Source organism: Bradyrhizobium sp. CCH5-F6, assembly GCF_001556045.1.
Classification (GTDB): domain Bacteria; phylum Pseudomonadota; class Alphaproteobacteria; order Rhizobiales; family Xanthobacteraceae; genus Bradyrhizobium.
The window spans coordinates 23,994-49,316 of record NZ_LSIC01000173.1 but is presented as its reverse complement, the minus strand read 5'-3'; the positions used below and the strand labels follow the sequence as shown (position 1 = coordinate 49,316).

General features: G+C 64.4%; 17 protein-coding genes. 10 read left to right on the top strand and 7 right to left on the bottom strand.

The window, feature by feature from the left end:
• The first annotated feature begins 351 nt into the window (after positions 1-351).
• From AX729_RS29270 to AX729_RS29245, 6 genes are all read left to right on the top strand, one after another.
• Entirely contained in the window at positions 352-1,911 is a 1,560-nt protein-coding gene (locus tag AX729_RS29270) for an efflux transporter outer membrane subunit (RefSeq protein ID WP_245325444.1), read from the top strand.
• Positions 1,908-3,134 carry an efflux RND transporter periplasmic adaptor subunit gene (locus tag AX729_RS29265; RefSeq protein ID WP_061027654.1) on the top strand — a complete coding sequence of 409 codons (1,227 nt, stop codon included), beginning with the start codon at positions 1,908-1,910 and terminating at the stop codon, positions 3,132-3,134. The genes AX729_RS29270 and AX729_RS29265 overlap by 4 nt, the downstream gene beginning before the upstream one ends.
• A 1-nt stretch (position 3,135) precedes the next feature.
• On the top strand, positions 3,136-5,097 hold the full coding sequence (locus tag AX729_RS29260; protein ID WP_061027653.1) for a MacB family efflux pump subunit: 1,962 nt from the start codon (positions 3,136-3,138) through the stop codon (positions 5,095-5,097).
• Between the two features lie 90 nt (positions 5,098-5,187).
• Complete coding sequence (locus AX729_RS29255) at positions 5,188-5,901, top strand: response regulator (RefSeq protein ID WP_061027652.1); 714 nt, start codon at positions 5,188-5,190, stop codon at positions 5,899-5,901.
• On the top strand, positions 5,898-7,229 hold the full coding sequence (locus AX729_RS29250; RefSeq protein ID WP_061027651.1) for an ATP-binding protein: 1,332 nt from the start codon (positions 5,898-5,900) through the stop codon (positions 7,227-7,229). Before AX729_RS29255 ends, AX729_RS29250 begins: the two co-directional genes overlap by 4 nt.
• A gap of 60 nt (positions 7,230-7,289) precedes the next feature.
• The gene (locus AX729_RS29245; protein ID WP_061027650.1) at positions 7,290-8,450 is read left to right on the top strand and encodes an MFS transporter; all 1,161 of its coding nucleotides are present in this window, start codon (positions 7,290-7,292) and stop codon (positions 8,448-8,450) included.
• 17 nt (positions 8,451-8,467) lie between these two features.
• Here AX729_RS29245 and AX729_RS29240 read toward each other — a convergent pair whose 3' ends face one another.
• A complete protein-coding gene (locus AX729_RS29240; RefSeq protein WP_061027649.1) occupies positions 8,468-10,789 on the bottom strand; it encodes a molybdopterin guanine dinucleotide-containing S/N-oxide reductase in 2,322 nt (773 codons plus the stop codon).
• A 540-nt stretch (positions 10,790-11,329) separates the two neighbouring features.
• Positions 11,330-11,524, bottom strand: a complete 195-nt coding sequence (locus AX729_RS29235) for a hypothetical protein (protein WP_061027648.1) — start codon at positions 11,522-11,524, stop codon at positions 11,330-11,332.
• 86 nt (positions 11,525-11,610) lie between these two features.
• Here AX729_RS29235 and AX729_RS29230 point away from each other — a divergent pair, with 86 nt between their 5' ends.
• Together AX729_RS29230 and AX729_RS29225 are read left to right on the top strand one after the other, a co-directional pair.
• On the top strand, positions 11,611-12,126 hold the full coding sequence (locus AX729_RS29230; protein WP_061027647.1) for a YciE/YciF ferroxidase family protein: 516 nt from the start codon (positions 11,611-11,613) through the stop codon (positions 12,124-12,126).
• Positions 12,127-14,193: 2,067 nt separating this feature from the next.
• Positions 14,194-14,538 (top strand): H-NS histone family protein, encoded by a 345-nt coding sequence (locus AX729_RS29225; RefSeq protein WP_061027661.1) that lies wholly within the window; start codon positions 14,194-14,196, stop codon positions 14,536-14,538.
• An 84-nt stretch (positions 14,539-14,622) separates the two neighbouring features.
• Here the strand turns inward: AX729_RS29225 and AX729_RS29220 are convergent, their stop codons facing one another.
• On the bottom strand, positions 14,623-14,850 hold the full coding sequence (locus tag AX729_RS29220) for a hypothetical protein (protein WP_245325446.1): 228 nt from the start codon (positions 14,848-14,850) through the stop codon (positions 14,623-14,625).
• A 624-nt stretch (positions 14,851-15,474) separates the two neighbouring features.
• Here AX729_RS29220 and AX729_RS29210 point away from each other — a divergent pair.
• Both AX729_RS29210 and AX729_RS29205 read left to right on the top strand, forming a co-directional pair.
• Positions 15,475-16,437, top strand: coding sequence for a hypothetical protein (locus tag AX729_RS29210; RefSeq protein ID WP_061027645.1), 963 nt, complete (start codon positions 15,475-15,477; stop codon positions 16,435-16,437).
• A 1-nt stretch (position 16,438) separates the two neighbouring features.
• A complete protein-coding gene (locus AX729_RS29205) occupies positions 16,439-17,428 on the top strand; it encodes a methionyl-tRNA formyltransferase (RefSeq protein WP_061027644.1) in 990 nt (329 codons plus the stop codon).
• Positions 17,429-17,488: 60 nt separating this feature from the next.
• Here the strand turns inward: AX729_RS29205 and AX729_RS29200 are convergent, their stop codons facing one another.
• The 4 genes from AX729_RS29200 to AX729_RS29185 form a co-directional block, all read right to left on the bottom strand.
• Positions 17,489-18,067, bottom strand: coding sequence for a transglutaminase-like cysteine peptidase (locus tag AX729_RS29200; protein ID WP_245325443.1), 579 nt, complete (start codon positions 18,065-18,067; stop codon positions 17,489-17,491).
• Positions 18,068-18,929: 862 nt separating this feature from the next.
• On the bottom strand, positions 18,930-20,243 hold the full coding sequence (locus tag AX729_RS29195) for an HlyD family type I secretion periplasmic adaptor subunit (protein ID WP_061027643.1): 1,314 nt from the start codon (positions 20,241-20,243) through the stop codon (positions 18,930-18,932).
• Positions 20,240-21,943, bottom strand: a complete 1,704-nt coding sequence (locus tag AX729_RS29190; RefSeq protein ID WP_061027658.1) for a type I secretion system permease/ATPase — start codon at positions 21,941-21,943, stop codon at positions 20,240-20,242. Before AX729_RS29190 ends, AX729_RS29195 begins: the two co-directional genes overlap by 4 nt.
• 328 nt (positions 21,944-22,271) lie before the next feature.
• Positions 22,272-25,025, bottom strand: a complete 2,754-nt coding sequence (locus AX729_RS29185) for an Ig-like domain-containing protein (RefSeq protein ID WP_245325442.1) — start codon at positions 25,023-25,025, stop codon at positions 22,272-22,274.
• Between the last annotated feature and the right edge of the window lie 298 nt (positions 25,026-25,323).

Sequence of the window (25,323 nt, the reverse complement as noted above, 5' to 3'; positions counted from 1 at the left end):
CCCGACGCTGCCGCGTCCACCGCAAGCCCGGCTCGCGAACATGACGACCACACGACCGCCCCTCAAGGATGAGCCGGGATGGCCGACACATACGTCAATTCCGAATTTCGGTAAAGTGGAATATTTTCGCGAGAAGGGCTTGACGCAGCGGCAAAACAGGGTCGATGTCTTGCCTGGCAGGCGCCGGGCGGCAGGCGCGAGATGCCCCGCAACATCTGTTTACATCCAGCAACATTCCGGCTGCCGAAAGGCCACGATCGCGCGGCTAGTGGGTCCTGTTCGTCGTACCCTTCCGAAGGCCATGGGCACCGCACGTCCCCGCGGCAAGGCTCATGGATCTCAGCCGATTTGATGCCGTCACACTTGTTCGTCGCAGTTGCCACGCCACCCGCAGAGGAGAACCATCACCCGACGCCGCCCCCACTGCGCGCCGCCCTGTCGCGCGCCGGATCGGCCTGCGTCGCGCTGATGTTGGGTGCCACATTGGTCGGCTGCGCCGTCGGGCCGGATTATGCCGGGCCTCCCAGGCTGGACATGCCGTCGCACTGGAGCGCGCAACCCACGTCCCGGCGGCAAACCGGCACGCTCGATCGCTGGTGGCTGCGCCTGCGTGACCCCCTGCTCAACCGTCTGATCGAACAGGCCGTCGAAGCCAACCCCGATGTCGCCAAGGCCAAGGCGGTCGTGCGCGAGGCGCGCGCAACGGTGCAGCAGACCGGCGCCGGCATGCTTCCCTCCGTCAGCGGCTCGGCCTCGGTGACCGACAACAAGACCAGCGCGGGCTCCGCCTCCGCCGTCGTCGACACAGCGCCCTACACGCTGCACCAGGCGAGCTTCGATTCGAGCTGGGAGCTCGACCTGTTCGGCGGCACGCAACGGAGCATCGAAGCAGCGGTGCGTGGGCAGCAATCGGCAGAGGAAGATCTGCGCGACAGCCTCGTCACGCTGATCGGCGACGTTGCCGCCTATTACGTGGAGGCGCGCGGCTACCAGGCGCGGATCGCGCTGGCGCGGCGAACATCGATCTCGCAGCGCGACACCGAAAAGCTCACCCGCAGCAAATACGAGGCCGGCAGCGGCAACGCCGTCGATCTCGCCAAGGCGACGGCACAAGCGGCGAGCACGGAAGCGAACGTTCCGACCTATCAGGCGGCGCTTGCGGCCGACATTCACCGGCTCGGCATCCTGCTCGGACGGCCGCCCGATGGCGTCGCTTCGCTGATGGCAACGTCCGCGCCCGTGCCCGCACCGCGCATGCCGTTGCCCACGGGCCTGCCCGCCGATCTCCTCATGAGCCGCCCCGACGTCGCCAGCGCCGAGCGCAAGCTCGCCCAGGCCACCGCCAAGATCGGCGCCGCCGAGGCCGACCGCTATCCCGCGGTGTCGCTGACCGGCTCGGTCGGCACCTCTGCGCTGCGCGCCGGCGACCTCGCAAAATATTCCAGCGTGAGCTGGTCGGTGGGGCCCTCGGTCACGGTGCCGGTGTTCGACGCGGGCAAGCGCCTGGCGACGGTCAAGATCGCGGAGGCGCAACGCGACCAGGCGTTCGCGACGTTCCACTCGACCCTGCTCACCGCGCTTGAAGACGTCGAGAACGCGCTGGTGTCGATTTCGCAGGAGCGTGTTCGCGGGGTCAAGTTGGCCGAGGCGGCGAAGAACTATCGCGAGGCCGCCCGGCTGTCGCGATCGCTGTTCGAGACCGGCAGCGCGAGCTTCATCGACGTGCTGGACGCCGAACGCTCGCTTTATTCGGCTGAGGATTCGCTGATCCAGAGCAAGGTGTCCGCGGCCAAGGACTACATTTCCCTCGCGAAGGCGCTCGGCGGCGGCTGGTCCGATCCGGTCGACATATCGACGCCGATCATCGTGGACACCAATACAGGACCACACTTCCGGGAGACGGTGAAGTGACTGATATCATCACCGCCAAGCGCGTGAAGATTGCCGCCGCGGTGGTTGCCGTCGTGGCAACCGGGGTGGTCGCCGCCATGCGCTTTCCGGCGACGTCGAGCAAGGCGCAGTCCTACATCACTGCGCCGGTCACCGTCAGCGATCTGCGCGAGGAGGTGCTCGCCAGCGGCACGCTCAAGCCGACGCGCCTGACCGCCGTCGGCGCGCAGGTATCGGGCCGGATCACCGCCCTCAATGTCCGCGTCGGCGACACGGTCAAGGCCGGCGACGTCATCGCCCAGATCGACCCTGTCACCAAGCAGAACGATCTGCGCAATTCGGAAGCTTCGCTCAAGAACTACCGCGCTCAGAAACTCGAGAAGGAAGCCGCGTTGGTGCTGGCGGAAGCCAACCTCGCGCGCCAGCAGGCGACGCTGGCGCAGCGTGCCACCTCGCGCAGCGATTTCGACAGCGCGGATTCGACGGTGCGGCAGACCCGTGCCCAGATTGCCGCGCTCGAAGCCCTGATCGTGGGAGCCGAAGCCAGCGTCGAGACGGCGCGCGTCAACCTCGACTACACCAGGATCACCGCACCCATCGACGGCACGGTGCTCGCCACCGTGGTACAGGAGGGACAGACGGTCAATGCGGTGCAGTCCGCCCCGACCATCGTCGTGCTTGGCCAACTCGAGACCATGACGGTGCGGGCGGAGATCTCCGAGGCCGACATCGTCAAGGTCAAGCCGGGACAACCGCTCTACTTCACCATCCTCGGCGACCAGGATCACCGCTACGAGGCCAGGCTGGAGCAGATCGAGCCGGCCCCCGAATCGATCAAGAGCGACGCCAGCTTCTCCTCGACCACCACGTCGAGCTCGAGCTCGAGTTCATCGAGCTCCACCAGCACTGCCATCTACTACATCGGCGTCTTCAACGTCCCCAACAAGGATCTTTCGCTGCGGACTTACATGACCGCCGAGGTGCACATCATCACCGGTGAGGCCAAGCGCGTGAAGGTCATCCCCGCGCTCGCGCTGATGCGGAAATCCGACGGCCGCAGCACCGTCCGCACCCTCGACGCGTCGGGTGACGTGCACGAGCGCGAGGTCAAGACCGGACTTAATGACCGCACTACGGTCGAGATCAGGTCCGGCCTCGATGAGGGCGACCGGGTCGTCACCGGAGAAGCCAGCGAGCAGACCGCATCGCGCGGCATGCCCGGCGGCCCGCCCGGAGGTCCCTGAGATGGCCGACCCCATCATTGCGCTCGAGAACGTCCGGCGTGAGTTCAGGGCCGGCGACAGCAGCGTGGTCGCGCTCGACGATCTCTCGCTGAGCATCCAGCCCGGCGAGATGGTGGCGATCATCGGCTCGTCGGGCTCCGGCAAATCGACGCTGCTCAACATCCTCGGCTGCCTCGACCGCCCGACCTCCGGCACCTATCGCGTCGCCGGCAAGACCGTCTCCGAGCTCGATGCGGACGCGCTGGCAGCGCTGCGCCGCGAGCATTTCGGCTTCATCTTCCAGCGCTATCATCTGCTCGGCGACCTCTCGGCTGCCGAGAACGTCGAGATCCCCGCCATCTATGCCGGGATGAAGGCCAGGGAGCGCCGCGCGCGCGCCGAAAAGCTGCTGGCGAGGTTGGGCGTGAACGACCGGCGCGGCCATCGCCCGAACCAGCTGTCGGGCGGCCAGCAGCAGCGCGTCTCGATCGCACGCGCGCTGATCAACGGCGCGGAGGTCATCCTGGCAGACGAGCCGACCGGCGCGCTCGACCGCCGCAGCGGCGAGGAAGTCCTCAAGATTCTGAAGGAGCTGCACCGCGAGGGGCGGACGATCATCATCGTCACCCATGATGCCGACGTCGCGGCAAGGGCGGAGCGCATCATCGAACTGCGGGACGGCAGGATCGCAGCCGACCGCCGAACCGAGACCGCGGACAGGTCCGAACCGCCGCCTCCGGTCTCGCGGAGTTCGCGGGAGAGCGGTCACGGCTGGCCGGGTGCATTGCGGCGCCTGCGGGAAGCCTCGCGGATGGCGCTGGTGGCGATGGCCGCACACCGGCTGCGCGCGTTCCTGACCATGCTCGGAATCATCATCGGCATCGCCGCGGTGTCGTCCGTGGTCGCGCTCGGCAACGCCTCCCAGCGCAAGGTGCTGTCCGACATATCGAACCTCGGCACCAACACGATCGAGGTGTTTCCGGGAAGGGACTTCGGCGATGCGCGCGCCGGCAAGATCAAGACGCTCGTCCTCGGCGATGCCCGCGCGCTCGGCCAGCAGAGTTTCATTGCCGGGGTCACACCGACGGTCTCGACCAGCACGACGGTCCGCTACCGCGGCAACGAATCGAACGTGCTGGTCAACGGCGTCGGCGAGAGCTACTTTCTGGTCAAGGGCGCCAAGCTCGCGAAAGGGCGGCTGTTCGACGCCGATGCGGTTCGCAACATCGAGCGGCAGGTCGTCATCGACGACAACACCCGCAAGACCTTCTTCGCCGACGACCAGACCGCAGGGATAGGTCGCGTCATCTGGCTCGGCAAGGTGCCCTGCCGCATCGTCGGCGTCATTGCCCAGCAGCAGGGCGGGTTCGGCTCGAACCAGAACCTCTCTGTGTATCTTCCCTACACCACCGTACAGGCCCAGTTCACCGGCGACCGCGCGCTGCGCAGCATCCTGCTCCGGATCAGCGACGAGATCTCGACCACGCTGGCCCAGGATGCGGTCACCACGCTCTTGACGCAGCGGCACAATACGAGGGATTTCGTCATCCTCAACACCGACGACATCCGCCGCACCATCACCAGCACGACACAGACCCTGGCCTTCCTCGTGGCCGCGATCGCGGTGATCTCGCTGGTCGTCGGCGGCATCGGCGTGATGAACATCATGCTGGTGTCGGTCTCCGAGCGGATCGGCGAGATCGGCGTGCGCATGGCGGTGGGCGCAAGGCGCAGCGACATTCTCCAGCAGTTCCTGGTGGAGGCGACGCTGATCTCGTCGATCGGCGGCATCGCCGGCATCCTGATCGCGCTCCTGCTCGGCACGGCGATCAATTTCGCGATCCCGGGGTTTCAGGTCACCTATTCGATGTTCTCGATCGGGGCGGCGTTCCTGACCTCGACGGGTATCGGGGTCGCCTTCGGTTTCTTCCCCGCGCGCCGCGCCGCTTTCCTCGACCCCGTAGTGGCTTTGAGCCGTGACTAATTCTAGGATTGCACCATGACCGTAGTTCTTCGGACGAGACAATCGTCCGCAAATCGACCAACGATCGGTACCCCCGATGCGATATCAGCCATGACCAACGGCACGCAGAACATCCTGATCGTCGAAGACGACCGGCAAACCCGTGACCTCATCTCGCGCTATCTGAGCGAGCATTCGTTCTCGGCCGGCGCGGTCACCAACGGCAAGGAGATGGACCGCTACCTCTCGCAGAACAAGGTCGATTTGATCGTGCTCGACCTGATGCTGCCGGGAGAGGACGGCCTCAGCCTGTGCCGCCGCGTGCGCATGGAATCCATGACGCCGATCATCATCCTCACGGCGAAGGGCGAGGACCTCGACCGGATCCTCGGCCTCGAGATGGGTGCCGACGACTATCTGCCGAAACCGTTCAACCCGCGCGAGCTGGTTGCCAGGATCAACGCCGTGCTGCGCCGGCAATCGAGCGAGCGTGCGACCAGCTCCACGGCGACGCGGCTCAAATTCCAGGGGTGGACGATCGATCTTCGCCTGCGGGAATTGCGCGACCCCGAGGGCGCGCAGGTGCCGCTGACCAGCGCCGAGTTCGATCTGCTGCAGGCTTTCTGCGAACGGGCCGGCCGCATCCTGACCCGTGACAATCTCCTGAGCATGACGCGCGGCCGTCCCGGCGGCAGCTTTGGCCGCAGCATCGACGTGCTGGTCAGCCGACTGCGCCGCAAGCTCGACCGCACGGAGGAGACGTCCATCATCAAGACCGTCCGCACCGGCGGCTACGTCTTCACGCCGGTGGTGGAGGAAGCATGAGCCGCACCGCCGGCATCCTGGCGCTGTTCAGCTTCAGGCGGATCAGCGGCCAGATCGCGGCCCTGGTCCTGGTCTCGCTGGTCCTGATCCACGTCCTGATCGCCGGGTATTTCCTGCTCAGCCGTCCGAAGCTCTTGACCGATGCGCCGGTCGAGCAATTCGAGCTGATCGCCCAGATCATCGGCAATACGCCCAAGGCTGAGCGCGCGGTCGTCCTCGATAGCATCAGCCGGACCTTTCCGGCGCTCAAGCTGCAATTGCGGGAAGACGTTTCTACTTCCGTTACTCCGCTGCCGGCACGGACACCCATGGCCATCCCGTCAGCGCTTGGCGGCCGGGCCGAATTCATTCCCGGCACCGGCGCGCAGCAGGACCGGGTCTGGTTCTACCTCGCGGGCGACGACGTGCTCGAGGCAACGATCGGATGGTCCAAGATGCCGGCCTTCGTCAGCGGCCTCTGGACCTCCACGCTGCTGTTCCTGGTGGCGAGCGTCACGCTGCTCGGCATATGGGCCGGCCGCGCCCTGTCCTCGCCTCTGTTGGCTTTCGCGCGCGCGGCGGAGAATTTCAGCCTGAACCGGTCCTCGCCGCCGTTGCCGGAAAACGGGCCGGAGGAGATCAAGTCCGCGGCCAGGGCGCTGAACCGGATGCGCGAGCGCATCACGGCGCTGATGAACGAGCGAAACCGCATGCTCGCCGCCATCAGCCATGACCTGCGCACGCCGATCACGCGGTTGCGGCTGCGCTCGGAATATATCGAGGACGCGGCCCAGCGCATGCAGACCGTGCGCGATCTCGACCAGATGCAGTCGATGCTGGAGTCGGTGCTCTCCTTGTTGCGCAGTGAAAGTCCGGTCAAGCCGACGCTGGTGGACGTCGCCGCGCTGCTGCAGATGGTCTGCGAGCAGTTCTCCGATTGCGGCTATGCGGTGAGCTATTCGGGCCCCGACCGGGCGGCGTTCGTCCTGCGGCCGGACGAAATCATCCGCGCGGTCACCAACCTCGTGCAGAACGCGACGCGCTTCGGAACCGAAGTCGAGGTCACATTGTTGACGTCGGGGAACCGGCTCGTGATCGACGTCTGCGACAATGGACCTGGCATTCCCGACGAGAGGAAGGCGGCGATGCTGGAGCCCTTCGTACGCGGCGAGGACGCCCGGACCATGGACGAGACGGCGGGATTTGGCCTCGGCCTCTCGATCGCCCAGGCGATCGTGACCGCGCATGATGGAACGCTTCAACTGCTCGACAACGAGCCGAAGGGCCTGCGCGTCCGCTTGCAGCTTTCGAGGGCCGCCCGCGACGATCCGAGTCCCGCCCGGCCATAAAGCCGCGGCATTCGTCGGGTTACTCCTCCCGCCCCGCCATTGCTTTCCCCTGGAGTTCTCATGTCCTCTGCCGACCGGCCGGCCACGCGCCTTGCGACCCGGCTCGCCTTCCTCGTCGCCGGCTTCGGCATCGCGTGCTGGGCGCCGCTGGTGCCGTTCGCGAAAACGCGGCTCGCGGTCGACGACGGCGTGCTCGGACTGCTGCTGCTCAGCCTCGGCGTCGGCTCGGTCCTCGCGATGCTGCTGACCGGCGTCGTCAGCGCCCGCTACGGCAGCAGGCCGGTCGTCGTTGCGGGCGGGTTCGGTCTCGCGCTCGTGCTGCCGCTGCTCGCGATCGCAAGCTCTCCCATGTCGCTGGCAATGGCGCTGTTTGCGTTCGGCGCCGCGCTCGGCTCGATCGACGTCGCCATGAACATCCATGCCGTGGAGGTGGAGCGGGCCGCGGCACGCCCGCTGATGTCCGGCTTCCACGCATTGTTCAGCATCGGCGGCTTCGCCGGATCCGCGCTGATGACGGCGCTGCTGTCGCTGCAACTCGGCGCGCTCGCCTGCACGCTGATCTGCTCCGTCCTGATTCTGATCGCGATGTTCGTCACCTGGCCGCGCCTGCTTCGCTCCGTTCAGGTGCAGGAGGGGCCATTGTTCGTGCTGCCGCACGGATCGGTGCTGCTGCTTGCGCTGCTCGGCGCCATCACCTTCCTCGTCGAAGGCGCGATGCTCGATTGGGGCGCGCTGCTGGTGATCGGCGCGGGGCTCGTTACCGAAGCGCAAGGCGGAGCCGGCTACATCGTGTTCTCGATCGCGATGACGATCGGCCGGCTCGGCGGCGACGCGGTGGTGGCGCGCATCGGGGACCGCGCGACGTTGCTCTGGGGCAGCCTCATCGCGATCGCGGGCTTCGTGGTCCTGCTCACCGCGCCCGTTGCCGCGGTCGCCATCGGCGGATTCCTGCTGATCGGCCTCGGCGCGTCGAACCTCGTGCCGGTGCTGTTTCGCCGGGCGGCGCGGCAGACGGTGATGCCGACCGGGCTTGCGGTCGCCGCGATCACCACTGCGGGCTATGCAGGGATCCTGATCGGCCCTGCCGGCGTCGGCTTCGTCGCACGGCTTGGCGGATTGCCATTGGCGTTCTGGCTGCTGGCCGCATTGATGGGCCTCGTCACGTTGTCGGCGCGGATCGTCACGGCCGAGCAGCGCGAGGGATCGCGTGTCGATGCGTGAGCGGGCCTTGCCGCCGCCTACACCGGATCGAACGCGCGGATCGGCGGCAGATTGCCCGTGAACTTCTCCACCTCGACGGTCGTCAACTGACCGGTGCAGCCCTGCGCCAGGGATGAGGTGCCGATATCGCGGGTGAGCACGTTCGGATTGCCGTGAACGCAGAGCGGCGCCTCGTCTTCGGGATCCATCGGATCGTACCAGGCGCCCGTGGGCAGCTGGACCACGCCGGGCGCGATGCCGTCGGTGACGTGGACCGCGGCGAGGCATGCGCCGCGCTCGTTGAACAGGCGGATGATGTCGCCGTCCTCGATGCCGCGTGCATCCGCATCGACCGGGTTCATGCGCGCGACCTCGCGGCCGCGGTGCTTGGCGGCGAGCGAATGCCCGCCGAAATCGAGCTGGCTGTGCAGGCGCGTCACCGGCTGGTTGGCGACGAGGAAGCACGGCGCTCCCGGCCTGGGCAGATCGGTCTTGTCGAGCCAGACCGGATGGCCGGGACAATCCGGATCGCCATGGGCCGCAATCTTCGCCGAATATATCTCGATGCGTCCGCTCGGCGTCGGCAGCGCGTGATTGACGGGATCCTCCCGGAAGCGGCGCAGCCTGCCGCCGTCGTCGGGCTGCTGCGGCACGACCAGGCTGCCGCGTCGCCAGAACTCGTCGAAGCCGGGCGCCTCCAGGCCACGCCTGGCAAGCGAGGCGCGGGTCGGCTCATAGAGATGTTCGAGCCACTGGCGTGAGGTGCGGCCTTCCGTAAATGGCTCGCGCGCCCCGAGACGCTCGGCGAGGTCGGCAAAGATGTCGTAGTCGTCGCGCGAAAGGCCAAACGGCTCGGCGATCCGGTGCATGGCCACCATCAGGGGATCGTTGGTGGAATAGCCGATGTCTTCGCGCTCCAGCGTCATCGTCGCCGGCAGCACGATGTCGGCGTGACGGGCGGTGGCGGTCCAGGCGAGTTCGTGCACGACCAGCGTGTCGACTTTCGCAAACGCCTTGCGCAGGCGGTTGAGGTCCTGATGATGATGGAACGGGTTGCCGCCGGCCCAGTAGACGAGGCGAATGTCCGGATAGGTGCGCGTCTCGCCATTGTAGCGATACGTCGTGCCCGGATTGAGCAGCATGTCGGCGATGCGCGCCACCGGGATGAAATCGGAAACGCCATTGCGGCCCTGGCCCAGCGTCGGAGCCGGCACGTCGTTGACGCGGCGGCCGTAATAGCCGATCGCGCCCAGCGAATAGGCGTAGCCGCCGCCGGCAAGACCGATCTGTCCGAGCGCCGCCGCCAGCACCATGCCCATCCACACCGGCTGCTCGCCATGCTCGGCACGCTGGAGCGAATGGGAGACGGTGATGAGCGCGCGCTTGCCGGCAAGACGCCGCGCCAGCTTGCGGATCGTGTCCGCCTCGAGCCCGCAGATCGCGGCGGCCCATTCGGCGTGCTTGGCCTGCCCGTCGCTCTCGCCGGTGAGATAGCGCAGGAAGACCGGCCAGCCCTCGGTGTAACGATCGAGGAAGGCCTGGTCGTGGAGGTTTTCCGCGACGAGCGTGTGGACGATGCCCAGCATCAGCGCCGTGTCGGTGCCGGGCAGGCAGGTCATCCATTCGGCGCCGGCCTCGACCGGCAGGTCGTCGCGGAGCGGGCTGACCAGGACGAACTCGCAGCCGCGCCGGCGCGCCGCCGCCATCGCGCCGCGCTCGACATGCTTGCTGATCGAGCCGCCGGCGACCATGGAGTTCTTCAACGCCATGCCGCCGAACGCCAGCACGATCTCGGTGCTGCCGGCGATCTGCTCCCAGGTGACGTTGCGCCTGGTGATGTCCTCATAGCCGGCGAGGATCTGCGGCAACAGCACCGAGGACGCACCGGAGGAATAGGTGTTGACCGAACGCACATAGCCGCCCATCGCGATGTTGAGGAAGCGATGCACCTGGCTCTGGGCGTGATGAAAGCGACCGGCACTCGACCAGCCATAGGAGCCGCCGAACACGGCGCCCGGCCCGCGCGTGTCGCGGATGCGCGTCAGTTCGTCCCCCAGGAGATCGAGCGCCTTCTCCCAGCTGACGGAGACGAACTCGTCGCGGCCGCGGCGATCGTCCGGGCCGGGCCCCCGCTCCAGCCAGCCGCGGCGGATCGCGGGCTGGGCGATGCGCGCCTGGTGGCGGAGCGCGCCGGGGAAATTGTCTATGATGCCGTTCGGATCGGGATCGCCCGCATAGGCCCTGACCTCCAGCCCGGCCGCACCCTGACGCGCGGAGAACACCCCCCAATGCGAGGTGTGCGGCTTGAAGCCGTCCGACAGGTCGAGACCGGGGTCGGGGAAGCCAATCGTATCGTCCATCGTCTGATCCTCGTTCCGGCGCCGCTCTGGAGTCGGGCGGTAATACACCGATCCGCTGCGGACGTCGTCGAGATCAGGGTTGACGTAAACGCCGACCTGCCTTGCGCACGAGGAGCCGCGGACTGCTTCACCGCATCGACGACGGGAGCACGCCGAACGGCAATCCAGCTCGATACCCGCCGCGCACCTGCGCTCGGCTGAACCAAGGCGTCAGGCCGCCGGGATCGGCATCATCCACGTGCGCAGCAATCGACCAGCAGGTCCCAGATCCGCTGCGTCTCTGCTCTCTTGTGGGCTCCGGGCACCTTCTCTGCGCTCGACCGCTCAAGAGCGGCGATGTTGTGGGTTTGGCGAGGCACGATCCAGCGCTCCGTGAGCGGGTCGTACCACTTTCCGATGTTCATCTCAGTCACGTCGGTCGGCTCACAAATCGGACACGGTTGGGCAATGCGCCTCCCGGAGCTTCATTCGAGGCCGCTCGGAGGCGTGCGACCCATTTCACCAATCAGGAGCTCGCGCGATCGTTCCTGCGATGCTGCGTCAGGCTGGCGGGGCCGGATGAAGCGTGCGCGGGTGCCGCTCGTGCAGCAACCGGGCGAGCTCCTCACGCTCCGTCGGGCGCCCCTTCATGGCGGTCTCGAACAACGCTTCCTGGATGTCGCGGGGCATGTCGCCCCACACGTCCATCGCCGCACGTCCGAGCAGCCCCGCAAGATGATCCACTCCATCGCTCATTCGGCTCTCCCGATCTGCACACAGGATGGAACAGCCACGGCCGCACGGCGTTCCACCGCCATCATAGTGAAAAGGAGACGGCTTTTATGGGATTCTTCACCAAGGACATCAAATCGATGGAAGACCTGCTGCTGCACGGGCTCCAGGACATCTATTACGCGGAGCAGCAGATCCTGAAGGCGCTGCCGAAGATGATCGATAAGGCGACCAACAGGGACCTCGTCGCCGGGCTGAAAGCCCATCTGGAAGAGACCACCAAGCAGGTCGAGCGCCTCGACAAGGTGTTCGCGAAACTCGGCAAGGAGCCGAGCGGCACTCATTGTCCGGCCATCGACGGCCTCATCAAGGAAGCCGACGAGACCGCCGGCGAGATCGAGGACAAGGCCGTGCTGGATGCCGCGATCGTGGCGAACGCACAGGCCGTGGAGCACTACGAAATTTGCCGCTACGGCACGCTGATCGCCTGGGCCGAGGAGCTCGGCCACGACGACATCGTGCGCTTCCTCACCACCAACCTGAACGAAGAGAAGGCCGCCAACACCAAGCTGAACACGGTGGCGCTGCGCAAGGGCGTCAACGCCAAGGCGTCGACCGCGGCGTGATCGAGACTCTGCTTGAGACCTGGCGGCTCGCTCGCGGCGCCTCCAGGTTCTCATTTGCATCGCGAACGGAAACGTTCGATCAGATGAACGGCTTGCCGCCGGTGACGGGCAAGGAAGTTTAGCTCGAGCACCACTGACAAGATGATAAGGTCCCGAAGCTCGGTCTCGTGAACCGGGACAACCGCATAGTGCCTGACGTTACCGGTGCAGCAGCCTACGAGGTCCGATCATGGACCGAGAAGACCACTACCGGCCGGTGTCGGTTGCGCTCGAAATCCGAGTGCTGACGCGGGGGCAATCGGCCCTGCGCTTTTCCTCGTTCTCTTCATCCGCACAATCGACCCCGCCATTGGCGCTTGGAATTCCAGAGCTGCCACCGGTTGCGGAAGGCCCGTTGGCGCTTCCTCCGCCACCTCGGGGCCCGATGCTACCGCCGGATCCGCCGCCGGAGGTCCCTGCGGGACGGGATGACGTAGCGGGGCGACCGCCGGGCGCCCCCCCACCACCGCCTGACGCCCCGCCGCTGGAGCCTCCCGGCCCTGCCTCGGAAGACCGATCGTTATCGAAGAACGACCGCCCATTGTCGCTCTGCGACCTTGCATGCAGGCCGCCCGAACTTGCGATGGCTGTTGAAGTCAGGGACGTGGATAGAAGCAGGGTCATCGCGGGGGGTGTTACGACCGCAAATCTTCCGCATGTTTTCAAAAACGCCCGCCGGTCGTCGTCTTCGTTGCCGTCCCGGGTCACGATGCGCTCTCCTGGATTTAAAATTTAATTTCCAGCATTATATATTAAATAGGCTTTCAGCCAAGAATTTTCTTCACCCCGGCGGGAAATTCCGGAACGCGCGCGGCGACGGCTCGCGCGCAATTTCCCTGCCCTTTCCTCGACTTCCGAACGTTGCCGCCCGGATTTGAGTGACGATCCGCAACCTGACGCGTTCAATCCATACTTAATCCGGACAAGCGCAGGCTCGGTTGCGTCCGTGAAAGCCCGACCTCAGGGCATCCAGCCCCGATCAGGACGAGTTGGCGGCCGCCACAACAGCCAAGCCGTCAAGGTGGGCGGCTCAACCTCTCGAGGTTTGCCGAGGTCGAACGGGGCCTGACGCAACATGCCTGACGCGACATGGTTGAGCATCTGGCACCCGAGCGACCGTGCTTGCGTGCTCCGGAAGGCGCGAAAGCGTCGTCAATTCAGCCGGCTGGATACCGATGCTGCCCGATTGAACCCCGGCTCGCGAGACACCGCATGCAAACTCGGCCTGCAAAATCGCCAATGCCGCGAGGACTTTGCGAGGCCGCGCCGCACTGCGGAAATGCGGGTTCCCGCGTAAAATCCAAGACCGCGAGTTCCGAGAATGGAACCTTCTTGCGAGAGCGCCCGATGGATTGGATCGGCCAATTTCCTCAGGGAAACGTCATCGACGCCCCGATCTCCGACCTTGATATTATGGTCGACAGCGAATTAAATCGTTGCCGTCTCCATCACGAACGATATATTGGACGCTCACGATTTAAATCTAACATTCGACGGAATTTCGGTGAAAGGGAGGCCATCATAAGAGTTCGCCTCCGAGAGGGAGGACAAAGGTAATACTATCCATCGAAGCGAAGCTGGGATTCCAGCACGAGAATGGCTGCGTTTCGCAGTCCTGTAGCGCCGATGAAAACCGGTCACCCAGGTTGGAGCTGCATCTTCGTCAATTCAGCAACTTCAATGCGCGGTCACGGGAGGCATCGTTGGCAATGAGTAGGTGGTCACATGTATTCTTCGATTGTTTTGCGTGAAACTCATCAGGCTCTGATCGTTCAATTTGCCGAATTGCAGAACTTGCGTAGTCGCGTGTTGAAGGCCGAGCAGCGATTGCTTTCGCCCAGGCGACGAGCCCACAGGCGGAGAGCGCCAGGGAATCGACCGCCCGATCGGAGGCACGGGATGATCCGTTAACACCGAGCACCGCATTGCACACTGGCGCCGCCGCGCGAGTGGATCGTGCTTGCCGGACCCGGGCTCGACCTGATAATCCCCCTGCTGTTTTGGTTGGGGGGAGTTGGGACGGCTTCGATGGGGAACGACGACTGGGCATCCATGACCACAGCCGAGCTGTGGGGACTTTACGATGAGGTCACGGCTGTTCTTAGTCGAAGGATGACTGCGGAAAAAGCCAAGCTCGAAGAGAGGCTTCGCAGGATCGAGGGAACGGCCGCTCCGGCCCAGACCCAGGAACGTCCGCGCCGCCCCTACCCCCCGGTACTACCTAAATACCAGAACCCCAAGAATCCGTCCGAAACTTGGTCGGGGCGCGGCAAGCAGCCGCGATGGCTGAAGGCTCAGCTTCGAGCCGGCAAGAAGCTGAACGATCTCCTGATTGACCGCGCATCAGGACAAAGGCGCCGCCGAACCGGCTGAGCCTGCAATTGACCTAAGCCTGCATTGACCGACCGGCGTTCGTCGCCAGCGGGCAGGCTCTTCCTTTGCCTCCAGGCTCGACCTTTAACGGCTAACGTCCTGTTTCCCGTTAGGGCTGCCGTCATTTCCCCGGTTGCCGAAGCCATTGTTGCCCCGCACAGACCGTCCGCCGGAACCGGCAATGGCCGCAGAGGTCAACGAGGTGGAAAGCAACAGCGTCATCGCCGGAGGGGTTACGGCTGCGAACTTTCCGCAGCTCTTCAGGAATTCACGCCGATCTTCATTCTCGGTATCGAGCTGAGCCATCGACATCACCCTCCATGATCCAGCCATTTTCATGTTAACGCGCGCCAGCGCGTCGCGCAACTTAAATTGGTTAATTTTTACCCAAGTTATTTAATTTGACATTTTAGCTCCAGAATTTAATATGACATTCAATGAGAGGGCCGGTGGCTTGGGGCGAAAAGCAGCACAAGCCGCGGCAATCGGAGTCCGCGGAATTGCGTCGATTTCCAGCTTCACTCGTCGCGCGGCGGCCTTACCGAGGCGGCGCAGTGCGCAACGAATATGACAGTGGAATCCGGGCACCTGCCGCCTGCTCGCGCCTTCCTTGCATCCAATTTACGACACGACGACGCGCCGCGGTGTGGGCTATTGGGCCGCGAGGGCGGCAAGCTCATGGATCGGCGAATGAGCTGGCAGGATCGTCTTCGTGCACTCAGACCCGGCCCGCTCCGCAACGTGCTCCGGCAACGCATGATCGGATATCCGGAGCCCAGCGGTCGAAAGCCTCATGAAGCCGGCGTCTTCCAGCGACAACAACGGGATCAATCAATGACCGGGAGCGGAACAACCGTCGCGCAATTGCGATCCGGCGACGCGGATACGAGAGCTCCCCGCAAGCCAGGCTTCTCGTCTGTTCGGTTGCGAGCGCTGATGAAGCTCGCCGTCGCGGAGACGGGATTGGACATGTCGGGAATGACTGTGCTGACCGAAGCCGCGACCGGTGCTTATGCCGTGACCCCAGTCCTCGCTGCAATGGCCGGAGCCAAGCACGTCTACGCGTTCGCGAAACCGAGCCGCCACGGGACAGTGTCCGACGCCAAGAGGGAGACTTTGGAGTTGGCAATCCCCCTGGGCGTCGCTGATCGTATCGAGATCGTGGAGAAGATCGGTCCAGAGGTGCTTCACGAGGTCGACATCGTCACCAACAGTGGCCATCTTCGGCCTCTTACAGCTGCGCTGATCGCCCAGCTGCGCGACGACTGCGCGATCGCCTTGATGTTCGAGGCCTGGGAATTTCGTCGTGAGGACCTGGATATCGAAGCGTGCGCACGGCGCAAGATCCCGGTGGTCGGCGTCAACGAGCGGCACCCCGCCGTCAATGTCTTCTCGTTCCTCGGCCCGCTCGCCGTGAAGCAGTTGCACGACTGCGGTCTGGCCGTCCTCGGCAACAGGATCGCCCTGCTCTGCGACAATGACTTTCTTGCTCCGCTGCACGCCGGGTTGGCAAGCCTTGGGGCAAACGTCGAGACGTTCAACAGCGTTGCGGCGGTTCATCCAGGCGAATGGGATGCCTTCGTCGTCGCCTTGCAACCAGCGGACGCGCCGCGCGTCGGCCAGGCGGAGGCTGCCCATCTGGCCGCATGCGCGTCAGCCGGCACCGTCGTCGTGCAGTTCTGGGGCGACATCGATCGAGCGGCGCTGGCCGTGAATGAACTTGCGGTCTGGCCCACACTATCCGTCGGACAGGGCCATATGGGCATTCTGCTGTCGGAGATTGGTCCCGAGGCGATCGTACGATTGCAGACTGGCGGGTTGCGCGCGGCCGAATGGGTGCGCCGCGGCGGTGCCATTGCGCGGGATGGTTTCGCCCAGCTCGTACCATGGCAGGGGTGACATGACAGAGCGGCCGCAGCCCGATGTCGTGCTCCTCGCGGACGGACCGACGGGCTTCACGGCGCTTCGCTCGTTGGCAGCGCGGTGCCGCGTGGTCCAGATCTTCCGAAAACCGGGCCAGCCCGATACGGAGGAGTTGAGGGCTTTTGCGCAAGCCCGCGCCATCCCGCTCACGGAAATGCAGGAATTGGCCCAACTTCAGAACGTCATCGCGGACGCACGCCCGGCGGCCGTCGTGATTTCCTCGTTCGATCGGATCATCCCGCCGCACATTCTTGCATCGTGTCGCTTCGTCAACGTGCACTATTCGCTTCTGCCGCAATATCGCGGTCGCGCCAACGTCAACTGGGCACTCATCAATGGCGAGACGACTGCCGGGATCAGCATTCACCTCGTGATCCCGGATCTTGATGGCGGCAATCTGCTGTTTCAGCAGGCGATCCCGATCGGCGCGAACGACACGGTGACCTCGCTCTACGAGCGCCTCAACGCAATCCAGGAACGTGAGCTCGGCAGGGTCGTCATCGAAGCGATTGCCGGCTACCAGGGGACGTCTCAGAATGCCGACCACACCTCCTACGGCTGCGCTCGTGTTCCGGACGATGGAGAGATAGACTGGCGGCAGCCGACCGATATCATCGATCGGCTGATCCGCGCCCTGACGCCACCATTTCCCGGCGCCTTCACCCACCTTGACGGACAGCGGCTCACCATCGCCAACGCGTCGCCGCGGCTTGACGCTCCCCGCTTTATCGGCCGCGTACCAGGCCGGATCGCAGGGCGGTCACCTTCCGAGGGCTGGGTGGATGTGTTGACCGGCGACGGCGTCCTGCGCATCTTCAGCGTCCTTGCTCCCGACTCCGGGCGGCCGTGTGCTGCCGCTTCCGTCATCGGATCGACACGTGCGACCCTCGGGCTGTCGCGCCTCGACCTTCTTCGCCGGATCGTCGCGCTTGAAGACAGGATAGCTTCGCTCGAGCGGCTCAAATAAGCTCATGAGTAGGCGCAAGCCTTCCGGCAAGCCAAGGCTCAACACACCAGCCCTGATACGTTACACCCCTTCGCGCCCAACCGTGGCCCAGAGCCCGCCACGACCCGGGCTTTGCACGCGAAGCCAGCGATAGGGCGTCCGCGACCACGGCTTGACTTGTGGCGTGAGATTGTCGAGCACGAAGTCGCCGCTACTCGTGCGCACGAGCAGCACCAGATGATGTTCGCCGGAACCAATAGCCACTTCGCTCAACAGGAGGACGCGGGACGGCCAGCCGCGCCGGAGCAATTCGTGGCGCTTGCTCACGGCGTAATCGTTGCAATCGCCACGAGCGGGATTGATGGTCCATGCCTCCCCCTCTAGACCGTGCTCGTTGCGAGCCGGCTCTATCGCCAGATTGACGGTGCGATTGATCTCCCGCAGGTCTGTCCATCGCTTTTCGGTCAGCCGTATCGGCCCGCCGCGGAAGGAGCCCCGCGGGCGACATTCGGCCTCATAGCGCAGGCAGAACATCGTGTAAGTAAGGGGTGGAAGAACCGGGCGCCCGAGCTCGATGCGTGCAAGGTTCGCTTGGGGCCCCCTTGCCATGGGGAGCAATGCCGCTCGCGCCCACTGAACGCCCCCGATCACGATCAACATGGCTACCGCAATCGCCGGGCCCGAGGTTCGCTGCATCTGCCGATCCCCCTTCGAACGCCACACAGTGTCGGCCGGCCCGGCGCGGGCGCGCCCGCCAGCCCACAAAACCATTTAATTTATTTAACTCTGTTTTATTTAAATGGCAACGCCATTAAATAGGCCATCGCTGGAGACACGGCAGTCACGCCGGTAGCGCCTTGCAGACACGAATGGGGAAGGATGGATGCAGCGAAACCGCGATCGGCGCCGCTTGCTTCTGATGTGGAGGTGCGTCGAAACGCGGCGGGGCACAGGCCTCGCGCCGCGGAGTGGCGGATGATTATTCTATGCGCGTATAATTTATCGTTGATTTAATAATTTACTGGAGCGAGAAAGCGCCAGCGGGCTTTCTCGGGCAGGACCGATCACATGCCAGTCGAGCTACTCGTCATTCTGGGAGCTGAAGCTTCGATACTCGGCTTCGTGGTCGCAATGAGCCTTCACGCCAGGCGCATGGATGTCCTGAGCGGACGATCGTTCGAGCATCCCATCGTCTCTCCTGCCGGCAACGAGCATCCAGCGCGGTCGAGCCATCGAAGGGCGCGCGATCTACTACAGTTGATCGGGAGGACGATCTCATCACGTTCCTTCCACCCGATTTCCAGCGGCCCGTTGATGACCAGCATGCTGCGGCCAATCCTTCAAACCAGATCGCAGACACCGGCCCGGGTTGAGACAGGCCCCAGTCGGACCGGCAGGCCCACGCCCTTTGCCTGCGACCGCCCGGCCGAGCCGTCAGGGCCTGGTCGCAACACCGACGCCCAGGGGAAAGGCGCCGGTCCCGAACACATGCAGTCGAGCGCTGCAGCCATCCTGCACCAACTCAACGCTCCTTGAACGCGCGCCCCGCCTGATCCTGCAGCGGCTTGAGCAAGTATGAGAGCGCGGTCCGACCTGCCGTCTTGATGAAGACCTCGACCGGCATGCCGGGCAGCAGCTTGGCCGAGCCGAGTTTCGCCAGCTCTTCCGGCTTCAGCAGGACGCGGCCCGTGTAGTAACTGGTGCCGGCGCGCTGATCCTGCGTGATGTCTGCCGAGACCATGCTGACCTCCCCGTCGATTTCGGGCGTGGTCTTCTGGTTGAACGCTGCGAACCGCATGGTCGCTGTCTGCCCGACATAGACCTGATCGATGTCGCGCGGTGCGATCTTGACCTCGACCGCGAGCGAGTCCGCGTCAGGCACGATCAGCATGATCTGCTCGCCGGGCGAGATGACCCCCCCGACGGTGTGGACGCTAAGCTCGTGGACGCGGCCGGATTGCGGTGCCCTGATATCGATTCGGTTCAGCTGATCGACCGCCGCGGTTTTGCGTTCGCCCAGCTCGGAGAGTTTCGACCGCGTTTCTATCAGGTCCTTGCCGACCTCCGTCCGCAGATCCTGGTCGATCTGAATGATCTGAAGCCCGATTTCGGAGATCTTGCCCTTGGACTGCGCGATCATTCCTGCGAGCTGGCTGCGCTCGCCTTCGATGCGGGCGGAGTCGCGCTCGAGGGAGTTGAGCCGCGTGATCGGCACCAGATTCTTCTGCCAGAGGCTGCGCACGCCCTCCAGCTCCTGCCGAATGAATTCGACTTCCTTCTGCTTTGCCTCGGTCTGCCCCGTATAGCCCTTGATCTCGTTTTCCAGCTGCGCGCTCTTCTCCTGCAACTGCGCCTTCTGGCCGCTCCTCGCCTGACGACGAAGGTCGAACAGCTTCCGCTCCGCCGTCATCGCACGGCTCGCCTCGGAGTTGTTCTCCCTGGCGCGGTCGAGCAGCACCTTGGGAAACACGACCTGCTCGGCACCATCGCGCTCGGCCTCGAGCCGAGCCTGCCGCGCGAGCAGCTCATCGATGCTATTGGTGACGATCGTCGCATTCGCGAGCGTCTGGGTCTCGTCGAGGCGGATCAAGACGTCGCCTGCATTGACCCGATCGCCCTGGCGCACGCGCAACTCGCCCACGATCCCACCGGTGGCGTGCTGGACCTTCTTGACGCTCGAATCCACCACGACCACGCCTTGGGCGATCACCGCGCCGGACAATTGGCTCGTCGTCGCCCAACCGCCGATCCCGAACGTCACCACACCGAACATGATCATACCGACGAGCATGTAACGCTGGATGGATTGCATCGCCGGTGACACCTGGCTGCTCATCGGCCGCCTCCATGGGCTTCCGCCACGACCTTGAGCGGTACGGGATTCCGCAAGACCTTCCTGAGGACCTCCTCTCTCTTGCCGAAAGACTGAACCTTGCCTTCCCCGAGGCACAGGACATGATCGACGGCTTCAAGCGCCTTCGGGCGATGGGCGACAACGACGACGATCCCGCCGCGGCGACGCACGTTCAGGATCGCCTCTGTCAACGCCTCCTCGCCGTCGGCGTCGAGATTGGAGGAGGGCTCATCGAGCACGACCAGGAACGGTTTGCCGTAGAAGGCACGCGCGAGCCCGATACGCTGCCGCTGCCCTGCCGACAGCGCCAGCCCACCCTCGCCGATCTTCGTGCTGTAGCCGTCCGGAAGGGAGAGGACGAGGTCGTGCGCGCCGGCGGCACGCGCGGCCTCCAGGACGACGGCGGCGGTTGCCTGCGGGTCGAATCTCGCAATGTTCATCGCGATGCTGCCGTCGAACAATTCGACGTCCTGGGGAAGATAGCCAATGTGCTTGCCGAGGGCGTCGGAAGACCAGTGATCGAGCGCGGCATTGTCCAGCCGGATCCGGCCTCGAATGCCCGGCCACACCCCCACCAGCGCGCGTGCCAGCGTCGATTTGCCGGATCCGCTCGGTCCAATGATGCCGACCGCCTGCCCGCTCCGCAGCTGGAACGAGACGTCACTGACGGTGGGCCTCTCCGAGTTTGGAGCGCCAATATAGAGATTCTCGACCGTGAGAGTTTCAACAGGAGGCGGCAATGCCAACCGCTCCTCCTCGCCGGGCAGGAGCTTCAGCAACGAATCGAGCCGTTGTCCCGATTGCCGCGCAGCAACGAACCCTTTCCAGTTCGCAATCGCCATTTCGACGGGCGCCAAGGCCCGCGCGGTCAGGATCGATCCGGCAATGATGATGCCGGCCGTCGATTCCTGGTTGATGACGAGGACTGCGCCAACGGCAAGAACCAGCGATTGCAGGATCGCCCGGAAGATCTTGGAGGCGCCCCCGAGCCCGCTCGCGACATCGCTGGCTCGCTCATGGGCCGCGAGATACTTCGCGTTGACATCCCGCCAACGCAACGCCGCCTGCTGCCGCATGCCCATGGCTTGCAGAACCTCGGCATTTCGTCGGCCTTCGAGCGCCAGTGCCGTTCGCGAGACTGCGAGACGCGAGGACGCCTTCGCCGGTCCGCGCGTCCGGGCTTCCGTGAGGATCGTAATGCCGACGAGCACCAGCGCGCCGGCCAGCGCAGTGACGCCGATCCAGAAGTGGAAGAGAAAGCAAACGCCCAGATAGATCGGCATCCAGGGCAGATCGAACAGCGCAGTCGGCCCGCCGCTCGACAGGAAGCTGCGGACCTGGTCGAGGTCCCGCACCGGCTGCAGGCCGTCGCCATCGGCCCTGGTCTTCAAAGGCAGGCGAACGAGCGCGTCGAATATGCGAATGCCGAGCCTTTCATCAAAGTACCGGCCGACCCGCACGCAGATCCTGCTTCGGACCAAATCGAGCCCACCCTGAAACAGGTAAAGGACCGTGGCCAGAACCATCAAGGCCACCAAGGTCGGTATGCTGCGCCCGGGCAGCACCCGATCATAGACCTGCAGCATGAAGAACGAACCGGTGAGCATGAGCAGATTGCTCATTCCGCTGAAGGCCGCGAGAGCCCAGAATATCCTGCGGCAAGACCGCAGGAATGCCGACATCTCCGACTGCGGCCCCTCATAATCCTCCGTCGCCCGCAGGCGATCAGCGAATATCTTCTGCCGGAGGGCTTCAACCAAACGCCTCGCCCAACCGGCCAGCCGCCCCGTCGGCAATTCCGCGTCGCCGGCCCACTGCCGTCCGGCCGACCATAGTCCTGACAAATGCACAATAAGTGGGATTCGATAAAGATTCGCAGGCGGGGGGATCACCCCCCGCCGTCCAACGTCAGTCATGACACCCGCCCTTCAATCCCGCCTGCGCCGGGGACTCCCCCAAGAGCCCTCCGAGGCAGTTGTTGAATACTAGCCTGTGTGGTTCGCCCGACTCCTACGCGAAGTGGAAGTCCTGGCTGCTCAAGGAATCGAGCTTGGTGTTCTTCAGCGTGAGGGTATCACTCCCCGTCGCGATGACGACGTCCTGGCCCGATTGGGCCGCGTGGGAGAGAACGCTCGCAAAGCTGTCGAACACGCCCTTGCTGAACTCGATCGTGTCGTGAGCAGGTCCGCTGGCAGCGAAGCCCTTGATGACGTCATTGCCGAAATTCGCAGCAAACGAGAACGTATCGGCCTTGCTGCTGGCAACGAAGACTTCGTCTTTCGACGTGCTCGTCTGTACGTTGCCGGTCGGGCTCGACGTCGCGACGACCTGAGTGCTGGTCGTGGACAACGCGGTCGCGCTGGCAGTTACGCTGGAAGTGCCGACCTGTCCATCACCGTTCAGATCCTGCTGGAAGCTCGTCTCGAGCGATTTGAGGCCCGAGCTCGTGCCCGACACGGTGCCGCCCGACGTGGAGCCGGTGAGGCTGCTGACGTGGGAAACGTAGTTTCCGTTGTTGTCGGTGTTCCACGCCGTGTACTGACCCGTGCTCGCCTCCTTCCAGACGACCTGATAGCCGGTGGCCGTCTTCTCCGCACCAATCGGGGCCCAGGTGTGATCTGACCCTTCGACAAACTCCACGCCCTTATACTTCAGCGTCGGGCCCGTCCCGGTGCTGCTGTTGAGGTAGTATTTGTCCCCACTCTCAACGAGGCGCGTCGCACCGGCCGATTCGATCACCGTGCCGGCAGTCGGCGACGTCGGTGTGGTTGGCGAGGTCGGCGAGGTTGGCGTGGTCGGAGTGGACGTAGTGGACCCACCGATCTGCCCGTCGCCGTTGAAGTCCTGATGGAAGGTCGTCTCCAGCGATTTGAGGGCAGAGCTCGTACCTGACACGGTGCCGCCTACCGCGCCGCTCAAGGCCACGTGGGAGAGGTAGTTGCCGTTGTTGTCGGTGTTCCACGCCGTGTATCGACCCGTGCTCGCCTCCTTCCAGACGACCTGATAGCCCGTGGCTGTCTTCTCCGCACCGATCGGCGCCCAGGTGTGATCCGACCCCTCGACAAACTCCACGCCTTTGTACTTCAGCGTCGGGCCCGTCCCGGTGCTGCTGTTGAGGTAGTATTTGTCGCCGCTCTCGACGAGGCGCGTCGCACCGGCCGACTCGATCACCGTGCCGGCAGTGGGCGACGTCGGGGTGGTGGGCGACGTCGGCGTGGTGGGGGACGTCGAGGTGACGCTGGCCGTGACAACGGTTGACGCCACGCTGGTGTTGCCTGCCGCGTCCGTTGCCTTTGCCGTGAGGCTGTGCGCACCGACCGCAAGGGCTGCGGACGTATAGGCCCACACGCCGCTGCTGTTGGCGGTCGCAGTCCCGATCTGGGTCGCGCCGTCGAACACCTTTACGACGCTGCTCGCTTCCGCATTGCCCGACATCACCACCTGATTGGCGCTGTTCACCTTGTTGCTGGCAATGGTCGGTGCAGTCGGCGCCTTGGTGTCAATGGTGACTGCCAACGCAGCCGACGCCGCGCTGGTCTGCCCGGACGAATTGGTCGCCGTTGCGGTGAGCGTATGCTTGGCGTCAGTCAGGACCTTCGTGATGTAGTCCCAATTCCCGCTCGAATCCGCAGTCGTCGAGCCGATCTGGGTCCCGCCGTCATAGACCTTGACCGTGCTTCCGGCAGCCGCCTTGCCCTTCAGCTCGAGGGTGCTGTCGTTCGTGATGCCGTCGCCAGCGATGCCGCTATCGTTCGAGAAGGAGGCGATAGTGGGTGCAGCCGAGCCGGACGGGGGTGTGGGTGTCGGCGATGTCGGCGCATTTGCATCCTGAAGGACGGCACCGTTCTTCATGTTGACGTTGTGGATATAGATCGACTTGGCGCTGGAGTCGTTGGGACCGCCCCGGACACCGCCGAACGCCAGTCCCGAGGACGAGCTGGACGGATCGAAGTAGTTGTCGTGGATGGTGAACGTATTCTGGATGTCCGCCACCGTGACGCCGGTGAATGCGTTGACGCTGCCGGTGAGTGTATTGTTGCCGATTTCACCCGAGACGATGGTGCCGGCGCTGCTGCCGATGTCCGGCTCCACCATGAAGCCCTGGCTCGCGCCCCCGTTCTGGGTGGTGGTGTTGTACATGATGGTGGCGGTAAACGGTCCATCGATGAACTCGGTGTAGTCGCCGTGCGCACCAGGAGCCATTCCGGCGTTCTGAATCAGGTTATATTCCAGGACAAGGCCGGCCGACTTGCCGCCATTGTGCATTTGAACCATGTCGCCCCCGGCATTCTTGAGCCAGGAATACTCCACGGTCAGCGTGCCCGAACCACGATTTTCAATGAGGCCACTGACGCTGCCGCTGTTGCTGCCGTCAATCGTGACGGACATGACCGTCAGATTCGAAGACGACGCCGTCGCCAAAATCGGCATGTTGCCGTTGGACCCGACCTTGAAGTTGGAATCAAGAATCTTCGTATTGGCGCCCTGGACAACGACGCCCCACCCGCCGTTGAGCGAGAAGTCATAGCCGGACAGCGTGACGTTGCTGCCCGTCACCGTGACGATGTGGTTAGCCGTATCCACCGATACCCCGGCCATCGAGATCGTCGCCGGATTTTTCAGCGTCAATCCCTGAGGTACCCCCACGTAGTAATCCACACCTGCGACATTCCATCCGGGCCGGTTCGCACCGTAGGAATCGAGCAAGCTCGGAAGCTGCGGCGTTCCAATTGGAGCATTTGCGGAGCCGTCGTTAATTGCCATCTACCCTGTTCTCCTGATTTAATATCCGACAGCGTGCGCTCAACCACGAGGTCCCCCGAGCGGCACGCTATCCTCAGAAGCCGATTGCCTCGGCTCAGGCGACTCTTGACCGAGCACCACGGACTTTTTTTGGACTACAACGAGGCTGTGCTGGGGTCATGTTTGGCTCAGACCGCCACACTCACGCGACAGGAATTAAATACGCGGTTTGTCCAAACGCATTTATACCGCACCGCAAGCGTCGGACGAAACTCGTATTATTACCGGGCACACAGACACCGGCGGCCAAATTTGCCAA

Excerpts from the sequence above, each read along its gene's own strand:
- AX729_RS29270 (WP_245325444.1), top strand. The coding sequence starts at position 352 with ATGCCGTCACACTTGTTCGTCGCAGTTGCCACGCCACCCGCAGAGGAG.
- AX729_RS29260 (WP_061027653.1), top strand. The coding sequence starts at position 3,136 with ATGGCCGACCCCATCATTGCGCTCGAGAACGTCCGGCGTGAGTTCAGG.
- AX729_RS29255 (WP_061027652.1), top strand. The coding sequence starts at position 5,188 with ATGACCAACGGCACGCAGAACATCCTGATCGTCGAAGACGACCGGCAA.
- AX729_RS29250 (WP_061027651.1), top strand. The coding sequence starts at position 5,898 with ATGAGCCGCACCGCCGGCATCCTGGCGCTGTTCAGCTTCAGGCGGATC.
- AX729_RS29245 (WP_061027650.1), top strand. The coding sequence starts at position 7,290 with ATGTCCTCTGCCGACCGGCCGGCCACGCGCCTTGCGACCCGGCTCGCC.
- AX729_RS29240 (WP_061027649.1), bottom strand. The coding sequence starts at position 10,789 with ATGGACGATACGATTGGCTTCCCCGACCCCGGTCTCGACCTGTCGGAC.
- AX729_RS29235 (WP_061027648.1), bottom strand. The coding sequence starts at position 11,524 with ATGAGCGATGGAGTGGATCATCTTGCGGGGCTGCTCGGACGTGCGGCG.
- AX729_RS29230 (WP_061027647.1), top strand. The coding sequence starts at position 11,611 with ATGGGATTCTTCACCAAGGACATCAAATCGATGGAAGACCTGCTGCTG.
- AX729_RS29225 (WP_061027661.1), top strand. The coding sequence starts at position 14,194 with ATGGGGAACGACGACTGGGCATCCATGACCACAGCCGAGCTGTGGGGA.
- AX729_RS29220 (WP_245325446.1), bottom strand. The coding sequence starts at position 14,850 with ATGTCGATGGCTCAGCTCGATACCGAGAATGAAGATCGGCGTGAATTC.
- AX729_RS29210 (WP_061027645.1), top strand. The coding sequence starts at position 15,475 with ATGAAGCTCGCCGTCGCGGAGACGGGATTGGACATGTCGGGAATGACT.
- AX729_RS29205 (WP_061027644.1), top strand. The coding sequence starts at position 16,439 with ATGACAGAGCGGCCGCAGCCCGATGTCGTGCTCCTCGCGGACGGACCG.
- AX729_RS29200 (WP_245325443.1), bottom strand. The coding sequence starts at position 18,067 with ATGTTGATCGTGATCGGGGGCGTTCAGTGGGCGCGAGCGGCATTGCTC.
- AX729_RS29195 (WP_061027643.1), bottom strand. The coding sequence starts at position 20,243 with ATGAGCAGCCAGGTGTCACCGGCGATGCAATCCATCCAGCGTTACATG.
- AX729_RS29190 (WP_061027658.1), bottom strand. The coding sequence starts at position 21,943 with ATGTCGGCATTCCTGCGGTCTTGCCGCAGGATATTCTGGGCTCTCGCG.
- AX729_RS29185 (WP_245325442.1), bottom strand. The coding sequence starts at position 25,025 with ATGGCAATTAACGACGGCTCCGCAAATGCTCCAATTGGAACGCCGCAG.